The following is a 24,480-nucleotide window of genomic DNA, read 5'->3' as shown; positions in this document are numbered from 1 at the left end:
GTTTAAAAAGGCAAACAGTAATTCTGGCTGGCTTTCTCACCCATTCTAATTAACCCTGGTTATACATGAAAAAAATAGCGTTATTCCCCGGTTCATTTGACCCCTTCACCAAAGGGCATGCTGATATTGTTTTAAGAGGGCTTAAACTGTTTGATGAGGTAATAATAGGTATAGGCACCAATACCCAGAAAAATCGCTATTTCCCTTTAGAACTGATGGTACAGAAAATCAGAGAGGCATTTAAAGGAACCGACGGAGTAAGAATAATTACTTATGATGACCTGACCGCCAATGTAGCCCGTAACCTGGGGGCTAATTTTCTTTTGAGGGGCCTCAGAAATACCACCGATTTTGAATACGAAAACACGATATCGCAGGTAAACCGCCATCTGATAGATGATTTGGAAACTGTTTTTCTCATTACATCGCCAGAACTGGCACCTATCAGTTCTACCATCGTAAGAGAGCTTCATAAGTACGGAGCCAAGGTAAATGATTTTTTACCGTATAACCTTGAATAAAAACACGCCGTTCTACGTTTACTCTAGGCTGAAATACTAATTTTGCAGCCATAATTTATTTTCCTCACGGTAAACTCACATGAAAAAACTACTTTTTATACTAATGCTGTCAGTTTTTGCAGCAGCCTGCAAAAGCGACGGCAATAATCCTGCCACTGCTTCGGTAAAGATACTGTCGGCCAATTACTGGAAACTTGATCGTTACACCGACGTAAACGGAAAAACCTTGGGTAACAACGAGCTGAACTCTCAGGCACAGGCCATATTTGATCTTGAATTTGAGTTCCGGGAAGACAACGTAACCCGCGGACGGGACAGAGTATCAAAGCAAATAAAAAATGCAGGTACCTGGTATCTTAAAAGCAATAATACGATAATGGAGATTCAGATAACGGGTTTCGGTGGCGATTTTAAAGTAATACAGCTTGCCAATACCAAACTGATACTGCAAGCCACCAATAATCAGTTAATTTCCTCTAACAGTACCGTTAATCTTGAGCTGGTGCCGTCTTTATAGAGTATCTGTTTTTCTTCAGCATTCTTTTTTTTGTTTATACCCGTGAACTTCTTTTCTGAACCGATATTGACAGGGGCTACTGTTTTGCTTACCGATAGCCGTTTTGTTTCTCAACCACAGCAAAGTATTTTTTTTGCTATTAAAGGAGAAAGGCATGACGGCCACGCTTTTATTGAAGAACTGTACCGGAAGGGTGTCCGGGAGTTTGTAGTTGAAAAAAAAGCAGCGCCGGCTGATTTACCTGTCCGCTTTCCGGACGGGAAATTCTGGATGGTTGAAAACGGCATAAAAGCTTTGCAAAACCTAGCTGCAGCGCACCGGAAGAAATTCGGCATACCTGTTATTGGCATAACGGGTAGTAATGGCAAAACCATTGTAAAAGAGTGGCTGAGTAATCTGCTGGCCCGCGATTACGCCATCATTAAAAGTCCGCGAAGCTATAATTCGCAGATAGGCGTTGGTTTATCTGTCTGGCAAATGAATGAAAGCCACACACTGGGGATTTTTGAAGCAGGGATTTCTAAATCAGGAGAAATGGAAAACCTTGAACCCATCATTAGCCCAACCATTGGCATTTTCACCAATATTGGCTCTGCGCACGACGAGGGATTCAGAAGCCGCAAGCAAAAAGTAACCGAAAAGCTGCGTTTGTTTAAAAGGAGCCAAACACTTATCTATTGTAAAGACTACGAAGAAATAGATGAAGAAATAAAACTATTGCTGAAAGCGGTTAATCCGGGTATACAGCTGATTGGCTGGTCTAACAACCAGGAGAACCCCATAAATGTTTCGTACAGCAAGGCCTCACATTATACAACACTGAGTATCAACTGGAATGCCGAAGAATATGAATTCAGGATTCCGTTTACTGATGATGCCTCTATAGAAAATGCTACCCATTGTGTTTTTGCGCGCCTGCTGCTGACCCCGGAAGGGCAGGATTCAGGCGTGATGGCCGACGCCCTGATGAATCTGAAGCCCGTAGCCATGCGTCTGGAACTGAAACAGGGCATTAATGACTGCTACCTGATAGACGATACCTATAATAACGACTACGCAGGCCTGAACATGGCGCTCAATTTTATGAGCCAGCACCACACCAAAAGAAACAAGGTGTTAATAATCAGCGACTTACTGCAGTCGGGCCTTAAAGAAACCGAATTGTATAAGAGTATTGCCGAATTGGTAAAAGGCAAAGGCATTGACCAACTGGTGGGCATAGGAGAAGACATTTCAAGAAACCAGCATTTTTTTGTTGACGGGGTTTTCTACCCGTCGACCGACGCGTTTCTGAAACAATACCCGATTAACCAACTGCAAGACAGCCTTATTCTTGTAAAAGGTGCCAGAAAGTTTGCATTTGAGAAAATCGTTGACAGGCTCATACAAAAAGTGCATGGTACAGTATTCGAAATTAATCTGGATGCCCTTACCAATAATCTTAATTTTTACCGAAGCAAAGCCGGAAGCAACACCAGAATAATGGTAATGGTAAAAGCCTATGCTTATGGCAGCGGTAGCGCCGAAGTAGCCAGCCTGCTTGAATACCACCGGGTAGATTACCTGGGGGTGGCGTATCCAGACGAGGGAGTGGTTTTGCGGCAGAATGGCATTAAGCTGCCTGTAATGGTGCTTAATTCTCAGCCCGAAACTTTCAGTAAGTTGAAAGAGTATAATCTCGAGCCCGAGATTTACAGTTTTTCAATCTTCCGACGGTTTATTGACTTTGCCCGTTCATATCCTGATACCACATTCAGAATTCATATTAAACTAGACACCGGAATGCATCGGCTTGGGTTTGAGGAACAGGATATCGATACCCTGATTGAGCAGCTCAAATCGAATCCTTCTGTTAAGATTGCATCAATATTCAGCCATCTGGTGGGGGCCGACGAAGCCGAACACAATGATTTTTCAAAGTCTCAGATAGACCGCTTTCAACGGATGTCTGATAAAATAATACAGGCCCTGCCTGCGGGTGAAACACCACCATTACGACACATCTGCAATTCGGCGGGTATTATCCGTTTTCCGGAGGCCCGTTTTGATATGGTACGCCTGGGTATAGGTCTTTACGGTGTAGAAGCTACCGGAACCGAGCAGAAATCTTTGCAGACCGTCGGAACACTTAAAACCATTATATCGCAGATTAAACACCTCAAAAAAGGAGAAACTATTGGCTATAGCCGTAAAGGTGTACTTGATAAAGATTCCCGCATTGCTACTATAGCCATTGGCTATGCCGATGGGTTCGACCGCGGTTTCAGTAAGGGTGTAGGCTATGTACTGGTTAATGGCACACGATGCCCCGTAATTGGTAATGTTTGTATGGACATGACCATGGTAGACGTAACAGAAGCCAGTTGTGAAGAGGGAGACGAGGTGATAATATTTGGTAAAGACCTGCCGATACATGAGCTGGCGGCCTCAATAGGAACTATACCCTATGAGATTCTGACAGGTGTGAGTGAACGCGTAAAACGTGTATTTTATAAAGAATAAGTATTCTGAAATCGTGATTTTTGCAATAGAACAGATGCTGTAAGTATATTTGTGAAATCAAAAATTCAACCTAAGTGAAAAAAATATCCATAATTCTCAGCGCAACTTTACTGGCTTTTTCCGGTTTCCGCAGTGATGATTTCAAACCTTACACTGAGCATATTCCGGGGCTTTCTCATGGACTCGACATGGTGCCCGTTCCTGCAGGCGAATTTATAATGGGCAGCCCTGCTACCGAAAAAGACCGCAAAACAGACGAAGGCCCCCAACATACTGTAAAAATTGATGCCTTCTGGATGGCTAAATTTGAAACCAGTTGGGAAATGTACGAAACCTTCTTTAACAAAGAACTGGAGGTGGCCGATACTAAAAACACACCCGAAGTGCAAAGCAGAGTAGGGGTAGTTGCCCGCCCGACACAACCTTATGTAGAGATGTCGTTCGGTCAAGGAAAAGAAAGTGGTTTTCCGGTTTGTAATGTTACGCAGTTTGCTGCCAGGGCTTTCTGTAAATGGCTATACGCTAAAACCGGGCATTTTTATCGCCTGCCGACAGAAGCAGAGTGGGAGTACGCGGCCCGTGCCGGTAGCAAGACTGCTTATTATTTTGGCGATGACGCCTCACAGCTGAAAGACTATGGCTGGTTTTTTGATAACTCAGATGGCGCGTATAAAAAATCTGGTCAGAAAAAACCAAATGCCTGGGGCTTGTATGATATGTATGGCAACGTGGCCGAATGGACATCTGACTTGTATGTGGCCGACTTCTACGGCAAACCTGAGGCCGTTAATAACCCTTATGTAAAACCAACGAAGCATTACCCGCACGTGATTCGCGGCGGACACTGGGACGATGACGCAGACAAACTCCGTAGTGCTGCTCGTAGAACGTCAACTCCTGAACTGAAACAACGTGACCCTCAGATTCCTAAGTCTGACTGGTGGTTGACCGATGCACCTTTTCTGGGTTTCAGGGTAGTAAGACCAGTAAAAGAGCCATCTAAAGAAGAAATAGAAGCATACTTTGCCCGCCCTCCTAAGGATATACCTTGATTTGTAGAATGGGGCATTTAGTGAATGAGCGGGCGTTCCGATGAATGAGTGATTTAGTGAATGAGTGAATGAGTGAATGAACGGGCGGCGTTCCGCTGATTTAGTGATAAATTTAACTCAACCAATTGATTTCACACCTGATTAGCATAAAAAAATGGTGAATGCCTTGATAAAAATTATCGGCATTCACCATTTAATTTTATAGCTATTCGTATAGGCTAATTCGCCATCTGTTCATTCGCAATTCAGCCAATCACTCATTCAGCGGAACGCCGCCCGCTCAATCACTAAATTATCACCCCGCCACAGCCTTTTTTCTTTTCAGTATCAATGCACTAATGAGTGTTACCAACAGGCCCACAGGTAGTATTTCAAAATAAGTAAAACCAATAACCCCCAGAGGCGATTTGTAAATTCCTGCCGATTGTTGAATCATGGCTATTTCTTCCTGTATTTTAGCTGCTGTTTCTCCGCTGGCCTTTGCCTTTTCTATCATACGGGTAGAATAAACCTCCATAAAGTCAGGTACAAATACATAGTAGTCAATCGTCCAGACTACCACGTAAACCGTAGACGCAACCAGGCTAATCAGCAAACCCACTTTAAAGGCCTGCCCAAAACTAATAACACCGTTTTTGTGTTTGTCGCGGTAGTTTTTTATACCCACAAAAACCAGCGAAAAAGCCAATAACATAGAGGCATACCCCACCCAGATACTGCCCTCAAACTGTTGGGTGGCATAGCAATATGCTATTGAGCAAACCATAAATGTAGACACAATTAGCCCGGCAATGAGTCCACTTACAAGTACAATTCTTTTCATAGTATTTTGTTTTATTTAGGTTGTAAAACTTGCATCAAAAAATCAATTGAGGCTCATACTTTTGGGTGATTTTGACTTATGACCTGATTTTTCATACCAAAGTATGAGCATAATCAGGGAATAAGGCTCAGCCGCCTGGCTTTTTCTATGGCTTGGGTGCGCCTTTTTACATCCAGTTTTTCAAACACATTTGATGTATGCGTTTTTACCGTATTGAGCGAAACAAACAGTTTGCCGGCAATTTCCTGATTGCTTAGTCCGCTGGCCATCAATTCCAAAACTTCCAGTTCTCTTTTACTCAAGCCTAAGTCAAGTAGCAATGCTTCATTCAACTCAAATTCATCGTTGTTTTGTTTTGTTACCGGCTTTTCAATCAATTGCTCTACAATCTTAACCTCTACTTTAGGAGACATCAGTTTTAAGGCCAGCCAAATGCCCAGGCCGGTGAATAAAAGGGCAATGGAGCCAATGTAAATTTCCATTGAGTGACTAAAAAGTATGAACCGCAGTTCTAGCCATTTCAGCAAAAACAGTAGTATGGCCAGGCTTACGCCATACATTACCGTTTGTTTATTTCTTGTCAGAAATTCACGAATCATCATCAGTATGTTCAGGTATATTGCCCGGCTGCCGGGTATTCAGCAATTAGTTTTTGATTGATGGTCATGCCATGTTTTCGCTCGCCTGTATTCCGGAATCCGGAGGTTTTGTTCCTTATTTTTGCCGGTAATTGGTTAAAGCGTTAGTAAATAAAGGTATCATTATGCTGAAATACTTTATTTATTATGTCTATGCAGTTATAAGTTATTACCAAAATTATCGATAATTAAATTGATTTTCAAGTAATTAAGAATCAGCGGCTTGACATTTTCCAAAAAAAAACATGAAAATTTCAGGAAATAAGATAAATTTGTTTTCTGAAAATATCAACTCGTATAACCTCTCAAACAAATGAACACAAACTTTTCTCGCCGGGATTTTGTAAAGGCGTCTGCTGTAGTAGCAGGTGGATTGTCTGTTGCCAGTCTTCCATTTGAGTCAGCAGCCAACTCTTCTGTTGATGATACCATCAAAATTGCTTTGATTGGTTGTGGCGGACGTGGAACAGGTGCGGCCATGCAGGCGCTATCTGTTAAGCAAAATGTGAAACTGGTAGCAATGGCCGATGCCTTCCGTGATAGAATAGACTCATGCTATAAAAACCTTACAACCGAAAAAGAACCCGGAAAAGGTGTAAAAAGTAAGATTGATGTGCCTGAAGACCGTAAGTTTACAGGTTTTGATGGTTACAAACAAGCCATTGCATTGGCAGACGTAGTATTGTTGACAACCCCTCCGGGTTTCCGTCCAATTCATTTTGAAGAAGCGGTGCGCCAGGGCAAGCATGTTTTTATGGAAAAACCTGTGGCAACTGATGCCCCTGGTATCCGCCGTGTGTTGGCAGCGGCCGAAGAGTCGAAAAAGAAGAACCTGAAAGTAGTGGTTGGTTTACAACGTCACTATCAGAAATCATATCTTGAGACTTACAATAAAGTTATCACTGAAGGTGCCATAGGCGATATCGTTTCTGCCCGTTGCTACTGGAATAACGATGGTGTGTGGGTAAATGAACGCCAACCCGGCCAGACAGAGATGGAATACCAGATGCGTAACTGGTACTATTTTGTATGGCTTTGCGGCGACCACATCAATGAGCAGCACATCCATAACATTGACGTTATCAACTGGTTTAAAGGTGGGTACCCTACCGAAGCATTAGGTATGGGCGGACGCCAGGTTAGAACCGATAAAAAATTCGGTGAAATATATGACCACCACGCAATAGAATTTAAATATGCCGACGGCATGATACTGAACAGCTATTGCCGCCACCAGCCAGGTACGGTTTCTGACGTTTCGGAGCACCTGATTGGTACCAAAGGCCGTGCTACTGAGGGTAGAATTTATGACCTGAAAGGTAACAGTATCTGGAGACACAAAGGCGATGGTGATAAAAACCCGTACCAGGTAGAACACGATGTTTTATTTGATGCCATTGTGAACAATAAACCTTTGAATGACGCCGAAAACGGTGCAAAAAGTACAATGACGGCCATTATGGGTCGCATGGCCAGTTACTCAGGTAAACGTGTGAAATGGGAAGAAGCGCTTAACTCTGAAATTAACCTGATGCCTGATAAATATACCTGGGATACGCTACCCAAAGTTTTGCCAGACAAAGATGGTTGGTATCCAATTCCGATGCCGGGTAAAACTAAGGCGGTTTAACGTTGAACGGAATGATATTCCGTTCTTCAGGCCTCAGGAGACCAGGTATCTGAATTAGAAACAATCAGTCGTTATAAACCAAAAAACCTGCAAATCGTAAGATTGCAGGTTTTTTAGTGTCAGGGTATTACGTTCGGTTTCCGGTTTACTTTACCAGTTCACCACTTAGGCGCAACAGTTGCAGTTCAGAAATCTTGATATTAAACCGGGCATTGGTAAGGCGGTTTAAAGAGGTATTCAGGCTGCGTTGAGCTTCGTTTATTTCAAGAATGGTCGAGCCCCCCAATTTAAATTTCTCTAACGATATCTTCATGTTTTCATCAGCCACCTGATTATACTCTTCTTCCAGTTTCAGAATCTCCTTGTCAGTCTGGTATTGATTATAGGCTCTCATTAAATCGTTCTCCATTTGCACTATCCAGTCCTGTTCCTGGGTTTTGGCAATTTCTGTATTAATCTTGGCTGTCTGTATCTGCCGGCGGACAATCTGACCGTTGAAGATATTCCAGGTTAAGCCTATACCGGTATTTAAACCGTAGTTCTGGTTATACAAAAACAAACCTGCATTGGTTTTGCTCAGTGAGTATCCCAGAGATGAGTTAAGCGTTACGCGAGGTAATCTGAAAGATTCTGCCTCTCTTTGCTGAATGATGGTAATATCTGTTGATTTTCTCAAAGCCTGCAAGTTTTTATTGGCAGTACGGGCTCTGCTTCTGAGTTCTTCCTGCGACGGGTCAAAAGTGAGCTCTAAAACCTCCTGCACATCAAAGTTCAGGTTTGGGTCTCTGGCCAGCAGGTTGTTCAGAGCAACCTTCGCATTTCTCATGTCGGTTTTAGCCTGTATTAACAAGCTGGTCTGTGTGCCTAAATCTGTTTTAGACTGCAGATAATCCAGTTTAGAACCCTTACCGAACTCCCAGCGTTGTTGTGTAATGCTCAGGCGCTCTTCATAATACTTAATAATGGTTTCAAGAAAACGCACCGTTTGTTTCTGGCGCATTATTTCATAATAAGCAGCCATTACACCAGCCATTGTGTTTTCCATGGCAATGCGTGTCTGAATCTGGCTTAGCTGGTTCTGATTCTTCAGCCGGTCATATATGGCATACATGCGTTTGCCGTCATAAAGTGTCCATGTAAAGGCCACGTTGGCAGAAGGCGTAAGGTTGGTACCAAAACGGTTGGTTTCACTACCGTTGGCCAGTTTCTGTTTAACTTCGTTAAAGGCAGTACCTGCATTGGTGTTTAGGTCTACTCTGGGTAGCATACCTGCATTGCCTTTAAAAACCTGTGTTTCTGCTGCTTTTTGTTGTAAAGCTGCAATTTTAACATCAAAGTTTTTTTCCAGCGCCAGGCTTACGGCGTTTTCCAATGTGAGTACTTCCTGTGCAATTGATGATTGGGCAACGAATAATAGAAGAATAATAAAATTTTTCACGTTGTTATATTTTATCTGAGTTTCATTGGTTCAGGTTAAGTATTGGCTAATGAAACTATGGTAATGATGCTTCTGAAATTTAATGCTGGCCTAAGCCATTCATTAATACAATAGGCAATTGAATCTTTAAAGTTGAAAATGTTTAGCCGGGGGGCTTACCCCCGGCTAATATCAGGCTACTTCATGTTCAGACTCGTAAGCAATTTTTTCAATCTGTTTCATGCGTTCGTAGTTTTTAGAACGCGACAAGAATGAATAGATGGCCGGAATTACATATAAAGTAAGAACCAGCGAGAACAACAGACCACCCATAATAACAATACCCATCGACATCCGGCTTCTACCGGCTGCGCCCAATGCAAATGCAATTGGCGCTGCGCCCAGCACGGTGGCGAAGGTGGTCATCAGAATAGGGCGGAAACGCATGGCCGCTGCTTCAATAACTGCTTCTTTTATGCCCATGCCCTTTTCGCGTAGCTGATTGGCAAATTCTACAATCAGGATACCGTTTTTGGTTACAAGACCTATGAGCATAATCATACCAATCTGGCTGAAAATATTCAATGTCTGGTTAAAATACCATAAAGAGAACATTGCACCGGCCACGGCAAGTGGTACGGTAAGCATAATAATGAAAGGGTCAACGAAACTTTCAAACTGGGCCGCAAGAATCAGATAAACCAAAACAAGCGCAAGAATGAAGGTATATAATGTGTTGGATGAGCTTTCGGCGAAGTCACGGGATGAACCTGAAAGCGCCGTTCTGATTGACTCATCATTCAGGCGGTCTCTAATGGCATCCATCGCTTTAATACCGTCGCCAATGGTTTTACCTGGCGCAAGACCTGCAGAAACCGTGGCACTCATATACCGGTTAAAGTGGTATAATTGCGGCGGGCTGCTTTGCTCTTCAGTTTTAATGATGTTATCCAGCTGAATCATTTCACCCTGATTATTCTTAACGAAAGTACTCTTCAAGTCAAGAGGTTCGTCCCGGTTGGCGCGGTCAAACTGACCAATAACCTGATACTGGCGGCCGTTCATGGTAAAGTATCCGAAACGCTGCCCTGCAAAAGACAATTGCATATTTTGCGCCACATCAGATACCGAAATACCCATACTTTTGGCTTTCTCGCGGTCAATGGTTACTTCCAGCTCTGGTTTATTAAATTTCAGGTTCATGTCAGAGACCACAAACGTAGGGTCTTTAGATACCTCTTCCATAAACTTAGGCATGTATTCGCGCAGTTTTGCAAAATCTGGCGCCTGAATTACATATTGCACCGGCAAACCTCCGCGGGCATCAACCGAAATGGTTTGTTGCTGAATAGCAAAAGACCGGGCATCAGGCATGCCTTTCAGCTTCTTTGTTACAAAATCTACTATTTCCTGCTGCGAGCGTTTTCTGTCTTTTTTGTCTTTCAATGCCACCCGTACCATGCCTGTATTAGGTGAACCTGAACCCGAAAAGCCGGGTGCTGTGATGGTCATGATACCTTTGGCTTCCGGGATAGAATCCTGCAACATTTTACCCATCTTCAACATGTAGTTGTCCATGTATTCAAAAGAAGAGCCTTCGGGGGCTGTGGCAGAAATACGGAACCAGTTGCGGTCGTCAAGTGGCGCCAACTCCTGCTGAATGTCTTTGCCGAAGAACCAGATAATCCCCATTGTTGCGAACAGAATAGGCACAGCCAGCCAACGCATTTTCATAAAGCCTTTCAGTCGTTCGCGATAACTGTTAATCATGTTCTCAAAAAACGGCTCTGTTTTTTCATAAAACCATGAGCGTTTGTGGTTTTTTCTTACCAGATAAGCATTAAGCATTGGGGTAAGTGTCAACGACACAAAGGCGGATATCAGAACCGCCGAGGCAAGCACGATACCAAATTCACGGAACAGCTTACCTACAAAACCCTGCATGAAAATAACCGGCAAGAATACCGACGCCAGCGTAATGGAAGTAGAGATAACGGCAAATATGATTTCATTAGACCCCTTAATGGCGGCCTCAATGGGTTTCATGCCTTCTTCAATCTTCTTATAGATGTTTTCGGTAACAACAATACCGTCATCAACCACAAGACCAGTTGCCAATACGATTGCCAGTAGTGTTAACACATTAACCGAGTAACCCAGCAAATACATCACAAAGAATGTACCTATTAATGAAACAGGTATGTCTATCAATGGTCTTACGGCAATAATCCAGTCGCGGAAGAAAAGAAAAATGATAATCACAACCAGCACAATGGCAATAATCAGGGTTTCGCCAACCTCTTCCACCGAGTTTTCTATGAAAACGGTATTGTCCAACAGCACGTCCATTTTATAATCTTTGGGCAGGTCGCGCTTAATTTCTTCTACTCTTTTCTTGATTTCTTTTGAAATCTCGAGGTAGTTAGAACCCGGCTGAGGCACAATAGCCAGACCAATCATCGGGATTCCGTTCAGGCGAAGAATGGTTTCTTCGTTCTCAGGCCCAAGCTGAATGGTGCCAATATCTTTAAAGCGGATGATTTTATCGCCGATTGTTTTTACAATCAGGTTTTCAAAGTCAGTTTCGTTTTTAAAACGGCCAACTGTTTTTACGGTTAGTTCTGTGTTGTCACCGGCCAGTTTACCGCTAGGCAGCTCTACGTTTTCACGGTCAAGCGCCTGCTTTACATCCTGGGTGGTTACACCCTGCGACGCCATCCGGGTTGGGTCCATCCAAAGGCGCATGGCATATTTTTTCTGCCCCCATATCATTACAGAGCTAACACCCTGAATGGTTTGCAGACGTTGAGCTACCACGTTTTCGGCCATGTCACTAACCTCCAGGTGGGTACGGGCTTCACTCTGAAGCAGCATACTCATGATAGGGTCTGAGTTGGCATCGGCTTTAGATACAACCGGAGGGGCATCAATATCTTGTGGTAACTGGCGTACAGCACCCGACACCTTGTCGCGTACGTCGTTGGCGGCACGTTCCATGTCTACGCCAAGCTCAAACTCAACAGTAATCTGGCTTGAGCCAACGTTTGAAGAAGAGCTGATAGATTTGATACCCTCAACGCTGTTCAGCGCTTTTTCAAGGGGTTCGGTAATCTGAGACTCAATGATATCTGCATTGGCGCCGGCGTAGGCAGTTCTGACCGACACCACCGGCGGGTCAATAGACGGATACTCACGTACACCCAGATAAGTATAACCAATAACACCAAATAAGATGATGATGAGGTTCATCACTATGGCTAAAACCGGGCGTTTAATGGATATGGTTGATATAGACATATTTTTACGAATTTCAATTCAACGCTAAAACCTTATTTTACAACCTGTTTTACTTTTACAGGAGCATCTTTTTTCAATGCCATTATACCACTCACAATAAGCGAGTCTCCGGGTACCAGTCCGCTCGTAATCTGAATACTTTTGTCGGTACGCAAGCCTGTTTCAACCATTTTTTCGGTTACTTTGCCATCTTGCATTACGTATACCTTTTTACCTTTCAGAACAGGAATAATAGCTTCTGTAGGTACCATAATTGCCTGCGATATATCAAGGTCTACAGTTACTTTTACAAACATACCAGGTATAAGTCTGTCGTTCGGGTTCTGAGCAATGGCTCTAACTTTCAGCGTGCGCAGGTTCGGGTCAATTTTAGGATCAATGGCATTAATGGTGGCAGAGTAAATCTGGCTTTGCCCTTCTACTTCAAACTTAACCGCAGAACCCAGTTTTAACTGGGTTGAGTATTTTTCAGGAACTGCAAAATCAATTTTTACCGGATTGGTCTGCACCAGTGTGGCAAGGCTGATACTTGGCGTTACATAAGCACCAAGACTGACATTTTTGAAACTTATTTTACCTGCAAACGGCGCTTTCAGCACGGTTTTGTCCAGGCTGGTTTCTATAAATTCTTTATCGGCAGCAAGGGTATTCAGCGTGTTTGAAGTAATTTCATACTCCTCGCGGCTAATCGCATTAATTTCAAGTAGTTTTTTCTGGCGGGCATCGGTTTGTTTAGCCAGCTCAATCTGGTAGTTCAGTTTCTTTAACTGTGCCTGTAAGTCGTTATCTCTTATTTTGGCAATTGTTTGCCCTGCGGCAACGCGGCTACCTTCTTTAATGGTAAGAGAAACGATTCTGCCAGACGCCTCGGGCATTAGCTGTACTTCTTCGTTCGGAAACACCGTACCCGGCGACGTAACAGCGTTGTCAAGCTGTGCAAAACCCGTAACAAAAATATTTACGGCAGTTGCAGGGCCACCACCACCGGGGCCTTTGGCTCCTCCTTTGTCACCCCCTTTGCCAGCGCCACCGCCACCTCCGGGGCCTCCGCCCATTTTATCATCAGGTTTGCTGAATAAGAAAATTTTGCCTAGCACTAAAACTACAATAATTGCAACAATGGTAAGTATGGTACGCATAGAACGCATTTTAAGATTTTTCTTTTTAGAGAGAGTTAGTAAATAAAAGGTATAAGTATTTAATAAACGGCTAGCGTATGTAAAAGGTTATGGATTATGTTAATATACCAAACTGAATTTCAACGCTATAATTCACGAAGTTAAATGATAAATGTCATTGTCAGACTAATTAAACGACAAATTAGTCTAATTTGACGACTATTCATTAAAAAACGTATCATAAGCATAAATACCCTGTTTTAAGCATAAATTCAGTATTAATAGAACATAAATAAATGCTTAATTTTAAAACTGAAAGGTGGCTTTTGAGTGGCTTTTTTTAACCGGCAGATTTATTGGCCTGTAAGCCCCTTTCTGTGGTTTTTGGCAGGCTACACCATAAAATACCGGATGGCCATTTCGTAGCCTTTCAGGCCCAGGCCGCAAATCATGCCTTTGCATCGGCTGGTCAGGTAAGAATGATGCCTGAATGCCTCGCGGGCATGTATGTTAGAGATGTGCACCTCTACTGCAGGGGTTTTAATGGCCGATAGGGCGTCGGCAATGGCAACTGATGTGTGTGTGTAAGCGCCAGCATTGATAATGAGGCCATCAAATGCTACCTGGCCATAGCCAACCTCATGAATTTTATCAATTATGCTCCCTTCGTGGTTAGACTGATAATAATGAAGTTCAATATCAGGAAATAACAGCTTTAGTTCAGCAAGATAATCCTCAAATGTCTGGCTTCCGTAAATATGAGGCTCTCTTTTACCAAGCAGATTCAGGTTGGGTCCGTTAATTATAATTATTTTCTTCATCAGAAAAACAATTGAATAGATGATTGAGTATTTTTATGGCAAGTTACGAAAACCATTCGTGTTTACTGTATAAAAATTACGGTTTTGAATTGGCCCATCTATATTCAACATTTTAAGAATTACCTTCGGCTGGAGCGGTCTATGTCCGAAAACTCCATTGAAGCCTACTTAAGAGATGTTGAAAAACTAAGCCAGTTTGCTGCTATGACCGACCATAAGCCGGGTCCGGAGCAAATCAACGATCAGGATATTTCTGATTTCCTGGCCTACATCAATCAATTCGGGCTTACGGCCACTTCTCAGGCGCGCATTTTATCGGGTATCAAATCTTTCTACAAATACCTGGCGCTTGAAAACCTCATCAAAACAGATCCCACTCAGTTGATTGAAGGCCCCAAAACCGGCAGGAAACTGCCAGACACGCTGTCGTTTCCTGAAATTGAACAAATGTTGGGCATAATTGATATGTCTACCAATGAAGGCACCCGAAACAGGGCCATTCTGGAAGTGCTATATAGTTGCGGTATGCGGGTGTCTGAACTGGTTGATTTGAAACTGACCAACTGTTACTTTGATATTGGTTTTGTGCGTGTAATTGGTAAAGGCAATAAAATGAGACTGGTACCCATTGGGCGAGACGCCGTTAAGTTTACCAATATTTATCTGCAAACGGTAAGGAATCATCTGGATATTAAGCCTGATGCGCAGGATGTGGTTTTTCTGAATCGGCGGGGACGGCCTTTAACACGGGTAATGATTTTTCTGATAATAAAAGAACTGGCCGAGCGTGCCGGTATTCATAAAAGTATTTCGCCGCATACTTTCAGGCATTCTTTTGCTACGCATCTCATTGAGGGCGGGGCAGACCTGCGCGCCGTGCAGGAAATGCTGGGGCATGAGTCAATTACGACCACAGAGATATATACACACCTCGACAGAGCGTTTTTGCAGGAAACCCTCAGGAGTTATCACCCCCGGGAGGATTCGCACCCCAAACAATAAGAAATGATTAAATCCGTAAAGCAGATGAATATGAACCAACACAAAATTGTTACCCTTACAGCCAGCCCTGCTGTTGACAAAAGCACCAAATTTGCCGGCCTGGTGGCCGAGCAAAAAATAAGATGTGAAGCGCCCCAATATGATGCAGGCGGCGGAGGTATTAATGTGTCAAAGGCCATTAACCGGCTGGGAGGCAATAGCCTGGCTGTTTTTACTTCTGGAGGGGCCTCGGGCAATATGCTACAGGAATTGGTAAAGCATGAAGGTATTGATTGCCATATTGTAAAAACCGCCAGCGAAACCCGTGAAAATTTTATTGCAGTAGATACCAACACCAATGCCCAATATAGATTTGGCATGCCTGCTCCAATGGTTACAGAAGCCGAAACGGCGGCATTGTTAAAAGCCATTGAGGCTCTGAAACCCGATTATCTGGTGGCCAGCGGCAGCCTTCCGGCAGGGGTTGATAACGATTTCTACGAAAAAGTAGCAGCTATTGCTAAAAAAACCAACTCAAGGCTGGTAGCAGATACTTCTGGCATACCTTTAGAAAAAGCCATTGAAGAAGGCGTTTATTTGTTAAAGCCGAACCTGAGCGAGCTTGCCAGGCTTGTAAAAACTGATAAACTTGAAATTAATGAGGTAGATGACGCAGCCACAGAAATTATAGCCAAAGGGAAATGTGAAATTGTGGTGGTGTCGCTGGGGCCGCAGGGTGCTATTCTGGTTACTGCTGATACCTGCAGGCACGTGCCTGCGCCGTCTGTTCAGAAAAGAAGTACCGTAGGTGCCGGCGACAGCATGGTTGGGGGTATGGTATGGGCTTTGTCTGAGGGAAAAAGTGTGATAGAAATGCTGCTCTGGGGTGTAGCCTGTGGGTCGGCGGCTACTATGAACGATGGTACCCAACTGTTTAAAAAAGAAGACGCAAATAAATTATATAACTGGTTAGTAACTTATGAAAAAAAATATCAGACTCGCCATCATTAGTATGCTGCTTTTGGCTCATCAGGCATTTGGACAGCTCATGCACTCGCATAACGATTACGAACATGCAAGACCGTTTTTTGATGCCTATGACCTGGGCTTTGATTCTATTGAGGCCGATTTGTATCTGAAAGACGGAGACCTGTATGTGGCCCATGACTGGAAGAATATTGCAGAAGGCCGCACTTTCAAAGCTTTGTATCTGGAGCCCCTGCTGGCGCGGATAAAAGCCAACAAAGGCTATGCCTACCCGGATAAGAAAAAGCTTTATCTGCTACTGGACCTGAAAAAAGATGGCAGGTTGATAATGGCAGAACTGGAAAAACTGCTGAAACCACATAGAAAAGAACTGAAACACGTACAGATTACCATAAGTGGCGACATGCCCAGGCCGGAAGAATTTGAGTACTACGACAAACTTTTTTACTTTGACGGCCGGAAAACAACGGTTTATTCTGATAAAGCCTACAAACGTGTTGACATGGTGAGCGCCAGCTTTACAGATTTTGGCAAGTACTGGCCCGGTAAGCAGGAGATGCCCGAAGAAACCTACCAGAAAATAAGTGAGTTTGTGAAGTTTAACCATGCGAGAGGAAAAAGGGTAAGGTTATGGGGTACTGCTAATACATTGCTGACATTTGAGACATTAAAAAAACTTGGTGTTGACTTTATCGGTACTGATGATTTGCAGTTACTAAATAATTTTGTATTAAAATAAGATTTTATTTCATTACTTTTGTATGCTAAAACACCAGGCACTGGTAAGCTGCCTGGTGTTTTAGTTTAGCCTGATTGCCGGCTTTGAGTGAATAAGGGTTCAACCGGAGAGTTTTTCAACTTCTTCCGTTTCTGCTTGCTTATTCTTAAGCGATAAAACTAAAAACTGTTAAAGATTATCAATTGCTAAAATTGAGTTAAGAATATTTAAACTACAGGTAAAGACTGCATGCTTAACCGAATTCTAACCGGAATTTGAAAGGTAGTATGTTGCCCTATCTCAGCCCAAAATGATTACTAATGTCCGTTTTTACCAAACAGTTTAACATTCTGGTTGTTGAGGATAACCCGGATGACGTTTTCCGTGTAGAAAAATATCTTTCTGACGGCTTACTTAATAATCAGGTCTATTATGTCAGAAGCCTGGCTGAAATGAAAGTTCAGCTGCTGGCAAGTAAACCCGTTGATATTATTCTGTTTGTTATAGATGCCAGTTGCTATAATGCTGACGAAAGGCTACAAGAAGCCCTGAGTTCGTCTATGGACCTGCCCGTTATCATTATCAGCGATTCAGTCGATAAAAACTTCAGTATCAGAAGCCTTTCTTTGGGTGCCGCCGATTTTCTATTCAGGCCCGAACTGAGCGCATCTCTTCTTTACAAAAGCATTCTTTACAGCCTTGAACGCAAAAAAAACCTCATCTCTCTCAGGGAATCAGAAAAACGTTATAAAGAGTTGTTTCATCTGAACCCGGTACCTATGTGGGTATATGAAATTAATTCGTTTCAGTTTCTGGATGTAAACCAGGCGGCTATTGATAATTACGGGTATTCTAAAGAAGAGTTTCTGAATATGAATATTCTTGACATCCGCCCTAAAGTAAACATACCAGAAGTAATTGCGCTCATAAACGACTTTAAGAATGAGGGCAAGCGGCTTAAGCGGATTACCCGACACCTGAAAAAGAACGGAGAGGTTATTCATGTTGAAATTGCAGGTAACATGATTGATTTCTCGGGCAGAAAAGCAAGATTGGTGTTATCGACAGACATAACTGAAAAGATGAAAGCCGAAAACGCATTGCGTATCAGCGAACAACGTTTCAGGGCATTGGTGCAGGAGGGTGCCGACCTGATGACCATTATTGATACCGATTTTTCTTTTCAGTACGTAAGCCCTAATCATGAATCTATACTGGGCTATTCGCCAGATACTTTAATACACCAGAATGCCTTCAGTTTTATACATCCTGATGATGCCCCCAGGGTTTCAGCCGCAGCTAAGGGGCTTAGGCTGCAAGGCAGCATTACAATTGCGCCTTACCGGGTTATGCATACCAATGGTAGCTGGGTCTGGATGGAAACCACCATTACTAATCTGCTGAAAGACCACACCGTGCGAGGAATTGTTTCCAATTCGAGAGACGTGGGAAAAAGACTGGAATATGAGCGAATGCTTCGCGAGTCTAACGAGCGTTATGCGGCCGTGGCTCAGGCAACAAGCGATGCCATCTGGGATTATGATTTACGGGTGAAACGTACTTTTGTTTCGGGCGACGGCTACCTGAAGTTATTCGGGTATCCGGTAGTAAATGATTACCTGGAAGCCAATTTCTGGGAAGACCACATACATCCTGATGATGCCTGTCGAGTGAAGAAGGAAATTGAGGTGGCTTTAACCGGAAAAAATGAGCAGTTTGCTGTTGAGTATCGTTTTCAACGTGCCGATGGCGACTACGTCTATGTATTAGAGCGGGCATTTGTCATTTATGAGCAAGGCCAACCTATCCGTATATACGGTGCCAAACAAGATATAACCAGCAGAAAGTACCATGAAACCATGCTGGAGATAGAGCGGGAAATTTTTGAGATTAATGCCACCGGAGACGTGCCATTTGAGCGCATTCTTGAAAAACTGACAGTTGAGATTGAGCGACTTATTACAGGTGCCATTTGCTCAGTAGTATTGCTGGACGACGAAAACAGAATCAACAAAGTTGCGGGGAGGTCTGTTCCAGAAGAATTCTCAAAGGCGATAGACGGGCTGGCCATCGGGCCACGTACAGGCTCATGCGGTACTGCCATGTGGCGCGGCGAAAAAGTAATTGTTACAGATATTGAAACAGATGTGCTTTGGGAAGATTTCCGGGAGCTCGCTGCTGCATTTAACTTTAAAGCGTGCTGGTCTGTGCCATGTAAAAAAAGCAATGGGGTGGTGTCGGGCAGTTTTGCCACGTATTATACCAACCCTAAGTCTCCGAAAGACCACGAAGTTAAATTCATAGAAAGAGCAGCCAACCTTGTAGGTATTTTGCTGGACAACCGGGAAGCCGGAGAAAAGCTGCGGAGGTCTAAAGAAAGATATGATATTGTGATGAAAGCCACCAGCGATACCATCTGGGATATGGACCTTACCAGAAACCGTCTCACTTATAACAAAGGCATTAACAAGGTTTTTGGATACCCTCCAGAATATCTTCAGGTAAATGATGCCCGCCTGTGGTGGGAACAAACCGTACACCCGGAAGACAAGAAAAAAGTAAACGATTTCCTTAATAGTGTATTTGAAAAAAAGCAATCAAACATAAAGTTAGAGTACCGTTTTCGCTGTGCTGACGGCTCATATAAATATGTTTATGACCGCGGGTTCATTATGTCAGATGAAGAGCAGAACCCTGTAAGAATCATTGGCGCCATGCAGGACATAACCCGCCAGAAAGAAGAAGAAAACCGGTTGAGGCAATTGGAGTCTGTTATTACCAACACAAAAGATGCAGTTCTCATTGCCAATACAACAGGCAACGATAGCGCCAACCCAATTATTATATATGTAAACGATGCCTGCGCTTTGATGACAGGCCACACACCTGGCGAACTGATTGGCCAACCCTTACTGTCTTTTTTGAGGCAGAGCCCAAGCGCAGTAGAGTTGAGCAGACTGGAAGAGGCATTTATAAAATGTGAACACTGCGAAGTGGAGCTGAAAAACCAAAGAAAAAACGGTGAAGACTTCTGGATGAATGTATCTGTGGCACCGGTGGCTGACAGCGGCGGACGGTTTACCCACTGGATTTCAATACAGCGAGATATAACCGATAGAAAACAGCGGGAGCTTGAAAAAGAGCAGTTAATAAAGGAATTGAACCAAAGCAATGAAGATTTAAAACACTTTTCATATATAACTTCTCATAATTTTAAGGCACCTTTGTCAAATCTTATCGGATTTCTTAATATTGTTGACGAAATGTCTATCGATAACCCTGAATTGTTACAGATTATTCAGGGTTTCAGGGTTTCAACGCATTTGCTGAATGATACCATCAGCGACCTTATTGATATTCTGGTTATCAGAGACAGCGGTTCAATTGAGATTGGCCATGTGCGGTTCGATAAGATTATGAAAAAGGTATTAACACAACTGAATTATCAGGTGGAAGAATCAGAAGCAGAAATTACTACTGACTTCAGCATGGCACCCTCTGTGGTGTTCAACGATACTTACCTTGAAAGCATTTTGATGAATCTGACCACCAATGCAATCAGATATCGATCATACTCCCGAAAAGTAAAAATAAACATTAAAACAAAATATGAAGGAGATTTTGTTATTTTGACTTTCGAAGACAATGGAATTGGTATTGACCTGAAGCGACATCGTGAAAAAATGTTTGGTTTGTACCAGCGGTTTCATGACAGACCCGATAGTAAAGGCATGGGTTTGTACCTGATTAAATCGCAGCTTGAAGCATTGGGAGGCGCTATTGATGTTGAAAGCAAAATTGATTGCGGTACAAGGTTTATTTTAAAATTTAAAGTTAGGTATGATAAACAAGCTACTTTGCATTGATGATGACATGACCACATTGATGCTCATTAAAATGGTAACTGAGAAAACAGCTTTTACGAAAGAGGTAATTACTGCCTTAAGTGGTAAAGAAGCGCTTGACTACTATAAAACGCTGCTTGATAAGCCCGAAGAAGACACCTTAGACTACCCGAGCCTGGTCTTTCTTGATGTAAATATGCCTGTTATGAGCGGTTGGGAATATCTTGATGAATTTGTTGCAGAGCTATACCCCAGGTTCCCGGACACCAAAGTAGTTATTTTGTCTTCATCTACTAATCCTTTCGATAAAGAAAAAGCCAAGCAATATCCAATCATTATTGGTTATATATCTAAGCCTATCACTACCGACCTCCTCAGAAAACTGGTTAAGAAATAAGCTTTATTTGTTAAATTTGTGGCGTTAATATCTGGCGGGTATTAGCAACCACCAAATTGATACAGCAAATGATTGTTTTTTCTTCTATATCAGCCATACAGTCTTTCCTTAAAAATCAGCAAATAGCTGGTAAAACCATTGGCTTTGTGCCAACCATGGGGGCGCTCCATGCAGGACATATCTCTTTAATTGAGGCTTCGAAACAAGAAAACAACCTGACAGTCTGTAGTATTTTTGTGAACCCCACACAATTTAATAATGCCGACGACCTTAAGAAATATCCGCGTACACTTGAGGCAGATAATGAGATGCTTGAGGCAGCGGGATGTGATGTTGTGTTTGCTCCATCAGCCGATGAAATGTATCCGGTTTTACCTCAGATGAAGTTTGACTTTGGTATTCTGGAGACAGTAATGGAAGGCAAATTCCGTCCCGGTCATTTTAATGGCGTAGGAATAGTGGTTTCCAAACTTTTTAATATCGTGAAGCCAGATAAGGCCTATTTCGGGCTGAAAGACCTGCAACAAGTAGCGGTTATCAGAAGAATGGTGGCAGATTTGAGTTTCGACCTCGAAATTGTTCCCTGTGCAACACTCCGTGAAGCAGACGGTCTGGCTATGTCATCCAGAAACAGACGGCTGTCGGCCGAAGGCCGTCAATCTGCTCATAATATTTACAAGGCCTTGCAGTTAGCTAAAGAAAAACTAAAGGGGGGCGCATCTTCTGCAGAAACTCAGCACACCATAGCTACGTTTTTTAAAACTATACCGGCCATTGAACCTGAGTATTTTGAAATTGCTGATTTTGATTCACTTGAACCGATAAGACAAGCTGGCGAACCGGGAAAAACTGCCGTTTGCGTGGCGGCTTTTCTGGATGGAGTAAGGCTGATAGACAATATCGTGTTCTGATTCGAAATACAATCAGTCTTCCGGAAATGGCACAAAAACAAAACCGGCAAATTCGTTTTCAATCACAAAAAGGCAACAGTATTCTTCAGGGTTTTTATAGTTTTCTTTAAATAACTCTACCGATTCTTCACCTATTAGCCGGCGTTGCACAAACTCATCGAGAAATGAGGCTTTGTAATCAAACTGGGTTTTGAAGTCTCCCCGGCCGAAAAGTAGCTGACCTACCTCAACAGGTGTGCGGGTTACTACAAAAACGGGGTGTTCAGAAAACCCACGTTTACGAATCTGGTAAGATGCTTCTTTCAGGTGATCGGCCACAATGATAAAATCTTCTGAAATCTTACCCATTATTTTTTTGTCTAATTCGGGCGAATTAGCGTCGTCAAGTATTGTATTTTCGTTTGAATGGTTAATCATGTCTTTTTTTTACTGATTGATTGAACGATTGCACTGATAAATAAAATTGCCTTTACCGACAATCTTTTACATTCTGGCTGCAATTAGCAGGCCAAGGTCTTTATACCGCAGGTTAAACCTTTGCGCCAGCGGAAGGTTGGTAAGGCTGCCTTTGTAGCTATATACCCCTTTGGTAAACCATTGTTTGGCAAAAATCATTTCTTCAATGCCGCCTACTTTGCCTGTTTTAAGTAAAAAGGGTGTAAAAACATTGCTCAGCGCAATGCTGGCCGTATGTGCCACACGAGACGCAATGTTGGGTACACAATAATGTGTTACACCGTATTTCTGGAATGTAGGCTGTTTGTGAGTGGTCATTTCAGAGGTTTCAAAACAACCGCCCTGGTCAATAGATACATCAATAATAATAGAGTTTTTTTTCATGGCCGAAACCATTTCTTCTGTTACAACTACCGGAGCTATGCCGTCTTCGGCACGCATGGCGCCAATTACCACGTCTGCGCCCGACAATTCGGCACCCAATGTTTCAGAATCAATAATAGAGGTGTAAATCTGTTGCCCAATGGTATATTTTATTCTTTGCAGCCTGTAAATGTGCTGGTCGAAAACCTTTATTTCTGCCCCAAGTGCATAAGCGGCACGTGCGGCATATTCGCCAACGGTGCCTGCCCCGAGTATAACCACCTTGGTAGGCGGCACGCCGGTAATGCCACCCAGAATAATCCCTCTTCCGTTGTGTACGCTGCTTAACAATTCTGCCGCAACCAGCATTACGGTGTTTCCGGCAATTTCACTCATGGCTCTAATAATGGGCAAGCCGCCAACTTTGTCCTGAATCAGTTCAAAGGCAATACCGGTTATTTTTTTCTCATTCAGTCTTTCAAAATATTTCCTGTCAAGATTGGGTACATTCAATGCCGATATCACCGTCTGGTCTGTTTTCAGATACTCGGTTTCTTTTTCGGTAAGCGGCTCTATTTTGAGTATAATATTGGCTTCAAAAACTTCAGCCTGCGAGTACACAATTCTGGCTCCGGCTTCGCTGTACTCGTTGTCGGTAAATTTGGCGGCATCGCCGGCGCCACTTTCCAGAATTACCTCATGGCCATTTCTTACAAGCAGACTTACGGCATCAGGTGTAAGGGCAATTCGGCTTTCCTGTAACGATGTCTCCCTTGGCAGGCCAATAAATAGGCTTTTATCTCCCTTTTTTATCATCTCGGGCGACTCCTGCGTGTAAAGCACCGATTGCCTTGCTAGTTCAGAAACAGATTGGCCTGTCATAGGTTAGTTATGATTTAGTTTGCTACGCTGTATTAATTCAACCACAAATTTCGGCTTTTTTCATCAATAACCGATAACCGTATTGTATAACAATTTTCTGGCAGAAGAGATTCTACTTTTTCGGCCCATTCAAGCAGGCATATATTGCCTGAATCGAAATATTCTTCCACCCCAAAATCAAGCGCTTCCGATTCCCGCTTAAGTCGGTAGAAATCAAAGTGGTAAACGGTGTTACCTGCGGCAGTGAGGTATTCGTTTACAATTGAGAAAGTAGGGCTTTGTACAGCCCCTGAAATGCCCATTCTGCCGGCTATAGCCTTAATGAGTGTGGTTTTACCGGCGCCCATTTCGCCTTCAAATATCCAGATAGTCCGTCCGTCTGCCTTGGCAATAATGGTGTCTGCAGTGTGGTCCAGATCATGAATGGAATATGTCATAAATTTAATACCCGTTAAGTAATCAATGCAAAAATCGCATAAATCCATGAAATATTCCAATCGGTTGGTATTTAATAAATTTCTGAAAGAAAATTTACTTTTTCTGGCCTCAAAATATGTTTTTATGTTGTTTTTTCATGAACTTTGTTTCACGAAAACTACGCCCC

General features: G+C 43.0%; 21 protein-coding genes. 12 read left to right on the top strand and 9 right to left on the bottom strand.

Annotated features, from left to right (window positions below; all coding sequences use genetic code 11):
* The first annotated feature begins 65 nt into the window (after positions 1-65).
* The 4 genes from coaD to C0V77_RS08300 all read left to right on the top strand — a co-directional run bounded on the left by coaD (position 66) and on the right by C0V77_RS08300 (position 4,592).
* On the top strand, positions 66-521 hold the full coding sequence (coaD, locus tag C0V77_RS08315; protein WP_101725870.1) for a pantetheine-phosphate adenylyltransferase: 456 nt from the start codon (positions 66-68) through the stop codon (positions 519-521).
* Between the two features lie 79 nt (positions 522-600).
* Positions 601-1,038 (top strand): hypothetical protein, encoded by a 438-nt coding sequence (locus C0V77_RS08310; RefSeq protein ID WP_101725869.1) that lies wholly within the window; start codon positions 601-603, stop codon positions 1,036-1,038.
* 42 nt (positions 1,039-1,080) lie between these two features.
* Positions 1,081-3,540, top strand: a complete 2,460-nt coding sequence (locus C0V77_RS08305) for a bifunctional UDP-N-acetylmuramoyl-tripeptide:D-alanyl-D-alanine ligase/alanine racemase (RefSeq protein WP_101725868.1) — start codon at positions 1,081-1,083, stop codon at positions 3,538-3,540.
* Between the two features lie 74 nt (positions 3,541-3,614).
* On the top strand, positions 3,615-4,592 hold the full coding sequence (locus C0V77_RS08300) for an SUMF1/EgtB/PvdO family nonheme iron enzyme (RefSeq protein ID WP_229236236.1): 978 nt from the start codon (positions 3,615-3,617) through the stop codon (positions 4,590-4,592).
* A 295-nt stretch (positions 4,593-4,887) separates the two neighbouring features.
* On the opposite strand, the gene C0V77_RS08295 is transcribed toward C0V77_RS08300, so the two are convergent.
* Together C0V77_RS08295 and C0V77_RS08290 are read right to left on the bottom strand one after the other, a co-directional pair.
* Positions 4,888-5,415: a DUF4199 domain-containing protein gene (locus C0V77_RS08295; protein WP_101725867.1), complete on the bottom strand. Its 528-nt coding sequence runs from the start codon at positions 5,413-5,415 to the stop codon at positions 4,888-4,890.
* Between the two features lie 113 nt (positions 5,416-5,528).
* Positions 5,529-5,897 carry a response regulator transcription factor gene (locus C0V77_RS08290; RefSeq protein WP_229236235.1) on the bottom strand — a complete coding sequence of 123 codons (369 nt, stop codon included), beginning with the start codon at positions 5,895-5,897 and terminating at the stop codon, positions 5,529-5,531.
* Between the two features lie 16 nt (positions 5,898-5,913).
* Between C0V77_RS08290 and C0V77_RS23370 the strand changes: the two genes are divergently transcribed.
* Together C0V77_RS23370 and C0V77_RS08285 are read left to right on the top strand one after the other, a co-directional pair.
* The gene (locus tag C0V77_RS23370; RefSeq protein ID WP_229236234.1) at positions 5,914-6,075 is read left to right on the top strand and encodes a hypothetical protein; all 162 of its coding nucleotides are present in this window, start codon (positions 5,914-5,916) and stop codon (positions 6,073-6,075) included.
* Between the two features lie 291 nt (positions 6,076-6,366).
* The gene (locus C0V77_RS08285) at positions 6,367-7,683 is read left to right on the top strand and encodes a Gfo/Idh/MocA family oxidoreductase (RefSeq protein ID WP_101725865.1); all 1,317 of its coding nucleotides are present in this window, start codon (positions 6,367-6,369) and stop codon (positions 7,681-7,683) included.
* A 145-nt stretch (positions 7,684-7,828) separates the two neighbouring features.
* Here the strand turns inward: C0V77_RS08285 and C0V77_RS08280 are convergent, their stop codons facing one another.
* The 4 genes from C0V77_RS08280 to aroQ all read right to left on the bottom strand — a co-directional run bounded on the left by C0V77_RS08280 (position 7,829) and on the right by aroQ (position 14,336).
* On the bottom strand, positions 7,829-9,121 hold the full coding sequence (locus C0V77_RS08280) for a TolC family protein (RefSeq protein ID WP_101725864.1): 1,293 nt from the start codon (positions 9,119-9,121) through the stop codon (positions 7,829-7,831).
* 171 nt (positions 9,122-9,292) lie between these two features.
* Positions 9,293-12,397, bottom strand: coding sequence for an efflux RND transporter permease subunit (locus tag C0V77_RS08275; RefSeq protein WP_101725863.1), 3,105 nt, complete (start codon positions 12,395-12,397; stop codon positions 9,293-9,295).
* A 32-nt stretch (positions 12,398-12,429) separates the two neighbouring features.
* Positions 12,430-13,536 carry an efflux RND transporter periplasmic adaptor subunit gene (locus C0V77_RS08270; RefSeq protein ID WP_101725956.1) on the bottom strand — a complete coding sequence of 369 codons (1,107 nt, stop codon included), beginning with the start codon at positions 13,534-13,536 and terminating at the stop codon, positions 12,430-12,432.
* A gap of 371 nt (positions 13,537-13,907) precedes the next feature.
* Positions 13,908-14,336 (bottom strand): type II 3-dehydroquinate dehydratase, encoded by a 429-nt coding sequence (aroQ, locus tag C0V77_RS08265; protein WP_101725862.1) that lies wholly within the window; start codon positions 14,334-14,336, stop codon positions 13,908-13,910.
* Positions 14,337-14,420: 84 nt separating this feature from the next.
* Here aroQ and xerD point away from each other — a divergent pair, with 84 nt between their 5' ends.
* The 6 genes from xerD to panC all read left to right on the top strand — a co-directional run bounded on the left by xerD (position 14,421) and on the right by panC (position 22,175).
* Positions 14,421-15,338 (top strand): site-specific tyrosine recombinase XerD, encoded by a 918-nt coding sequence (xerD, locus tag C0V77_RS08260; RefSeq protein WP_101725861.1) that lies wholly within the window; start codon positions 14,421-14,423, stop codon positions 15,336-15,338.
* 3 nt (positions 15,339-15,341) lie between these two features.
* Positions 15,342-16,328: a 1-phosphofructokinase family hexose kinase gene (locus tag C0V77_RS08255; protein WP_229236233.1), complete on the top strand. Its 987-nt coding sequence runs from the start codon at positions 15,342-15,344 to the stop codon at positions 16,326-16,328.
* Positions 16,297-17,043, top strand: a complete 747-nt coding sequence (locus tag C0V77_RS08250) for an alkaline phosphatase (RefSeq protein WP_101725860.1) — start codon at positions 16,297-16,299, stop codon at positions 17,041-17,043. The genes C0V77_RS08255 and C0V77_RS08250 overlap by 32 nt, the downstream gene beginning before the upstream one ends.
* Before the next feature lie 299 nt (positions 17,044-17,342).
* Positions 17,343-20,888 (top strand): PAS domain S-box protein, encoded by a 3,546-nt coding sequence (locus C0V77_RS08245; protein WP_101725859.1) that lies wholly within the window; start codon positions 17,343-17,345, stop codon positions 20,886-20,888.
* Positions 20,863-21,264, top strand: coding sequence for a response regulator (locus C0V77_RS08240; RefSeq protein WP_101725858.1), 402 nt, complete (start codon positions 20,863-20,865; stop codon positions 21,262-21,264). The genes C0V77_RS08245 and C0V77_RS08240 overlap by 26 nt, the downstream gene beginning before the upstream one ends.
* A 68-nt stretch (positions 21,265-21,332) precedes the next feature.
* Entirely contained in the window at positions 21,333-22,175 is an 843-nt protein-coding gene (panC, locus tag C0V77_RS08235; RefSeq protein WP_101725857.1) for a pantoate--beta-alanine ligase, read from the top strand.
* 12 nt (positions 22,176-22,187) lie between these two features.
* Here panC and C0V77_RS08230 read toward each other — a convergent pair whose 3' ends face one another.
* From C0V77_RS08230 to tsaE, 3 genes are all read right to left on the bottom strand, one after another.
* Positions 22,188-22,592, bottom strand: a complete 405-nt coding sequence (locus C0V77_RS08230; protein WP_101725856.1) for a hypothetical protein — start codon at positions 22,590-22,592, stop codon at positions 22,188-22,190.
* Positions 22,593-22,658: 66 nt separating this feature from the next.
* Positions 22,659-23,876: an alanine dehydrogenase gene (locus C0V77_RS08225; RefSeq protein WP_101725855.1), complete on the bottom strand. Its 1,218-nt coding sequence runs from the start codon at positions 23,874-23,876 to the stop codon at positions 22,659-22,661.
* Between the two features lie 32 nt (positions 23,877-23,908).
* Positions 23,909-24,313, bottom strand: coding sequence for a tRNA (adenosine(37)-N6)-threonylcarbamoyltransferase complex ATPase subunit type 1 TsaE (tsaE, locus tag C0V77_RS08220; RefSeq protein WP_101725954.1), 405 nt, complete (start codon positions 24,311-24,313; stop codon positions 23,909-23,911).
* Positions 24,314-24,480: the final 167 nt, after the last annotated feature.

This window comes from Emticicia sp. TH156 (assembly GCF_002855535.1).
In the GTDB taxonomy this organism is placed as follows: Bacteria; Bacteroidota; Bacteroidia; order Cytophagales; family Spirosomataceae; genus Emticicia; species Emticicia fluvialis.
The sequence above is the reverse complement of the archived record's forward strand: the minus strand, read 5'-3'. Positions and strand labels throughout refer to the sequence as shown.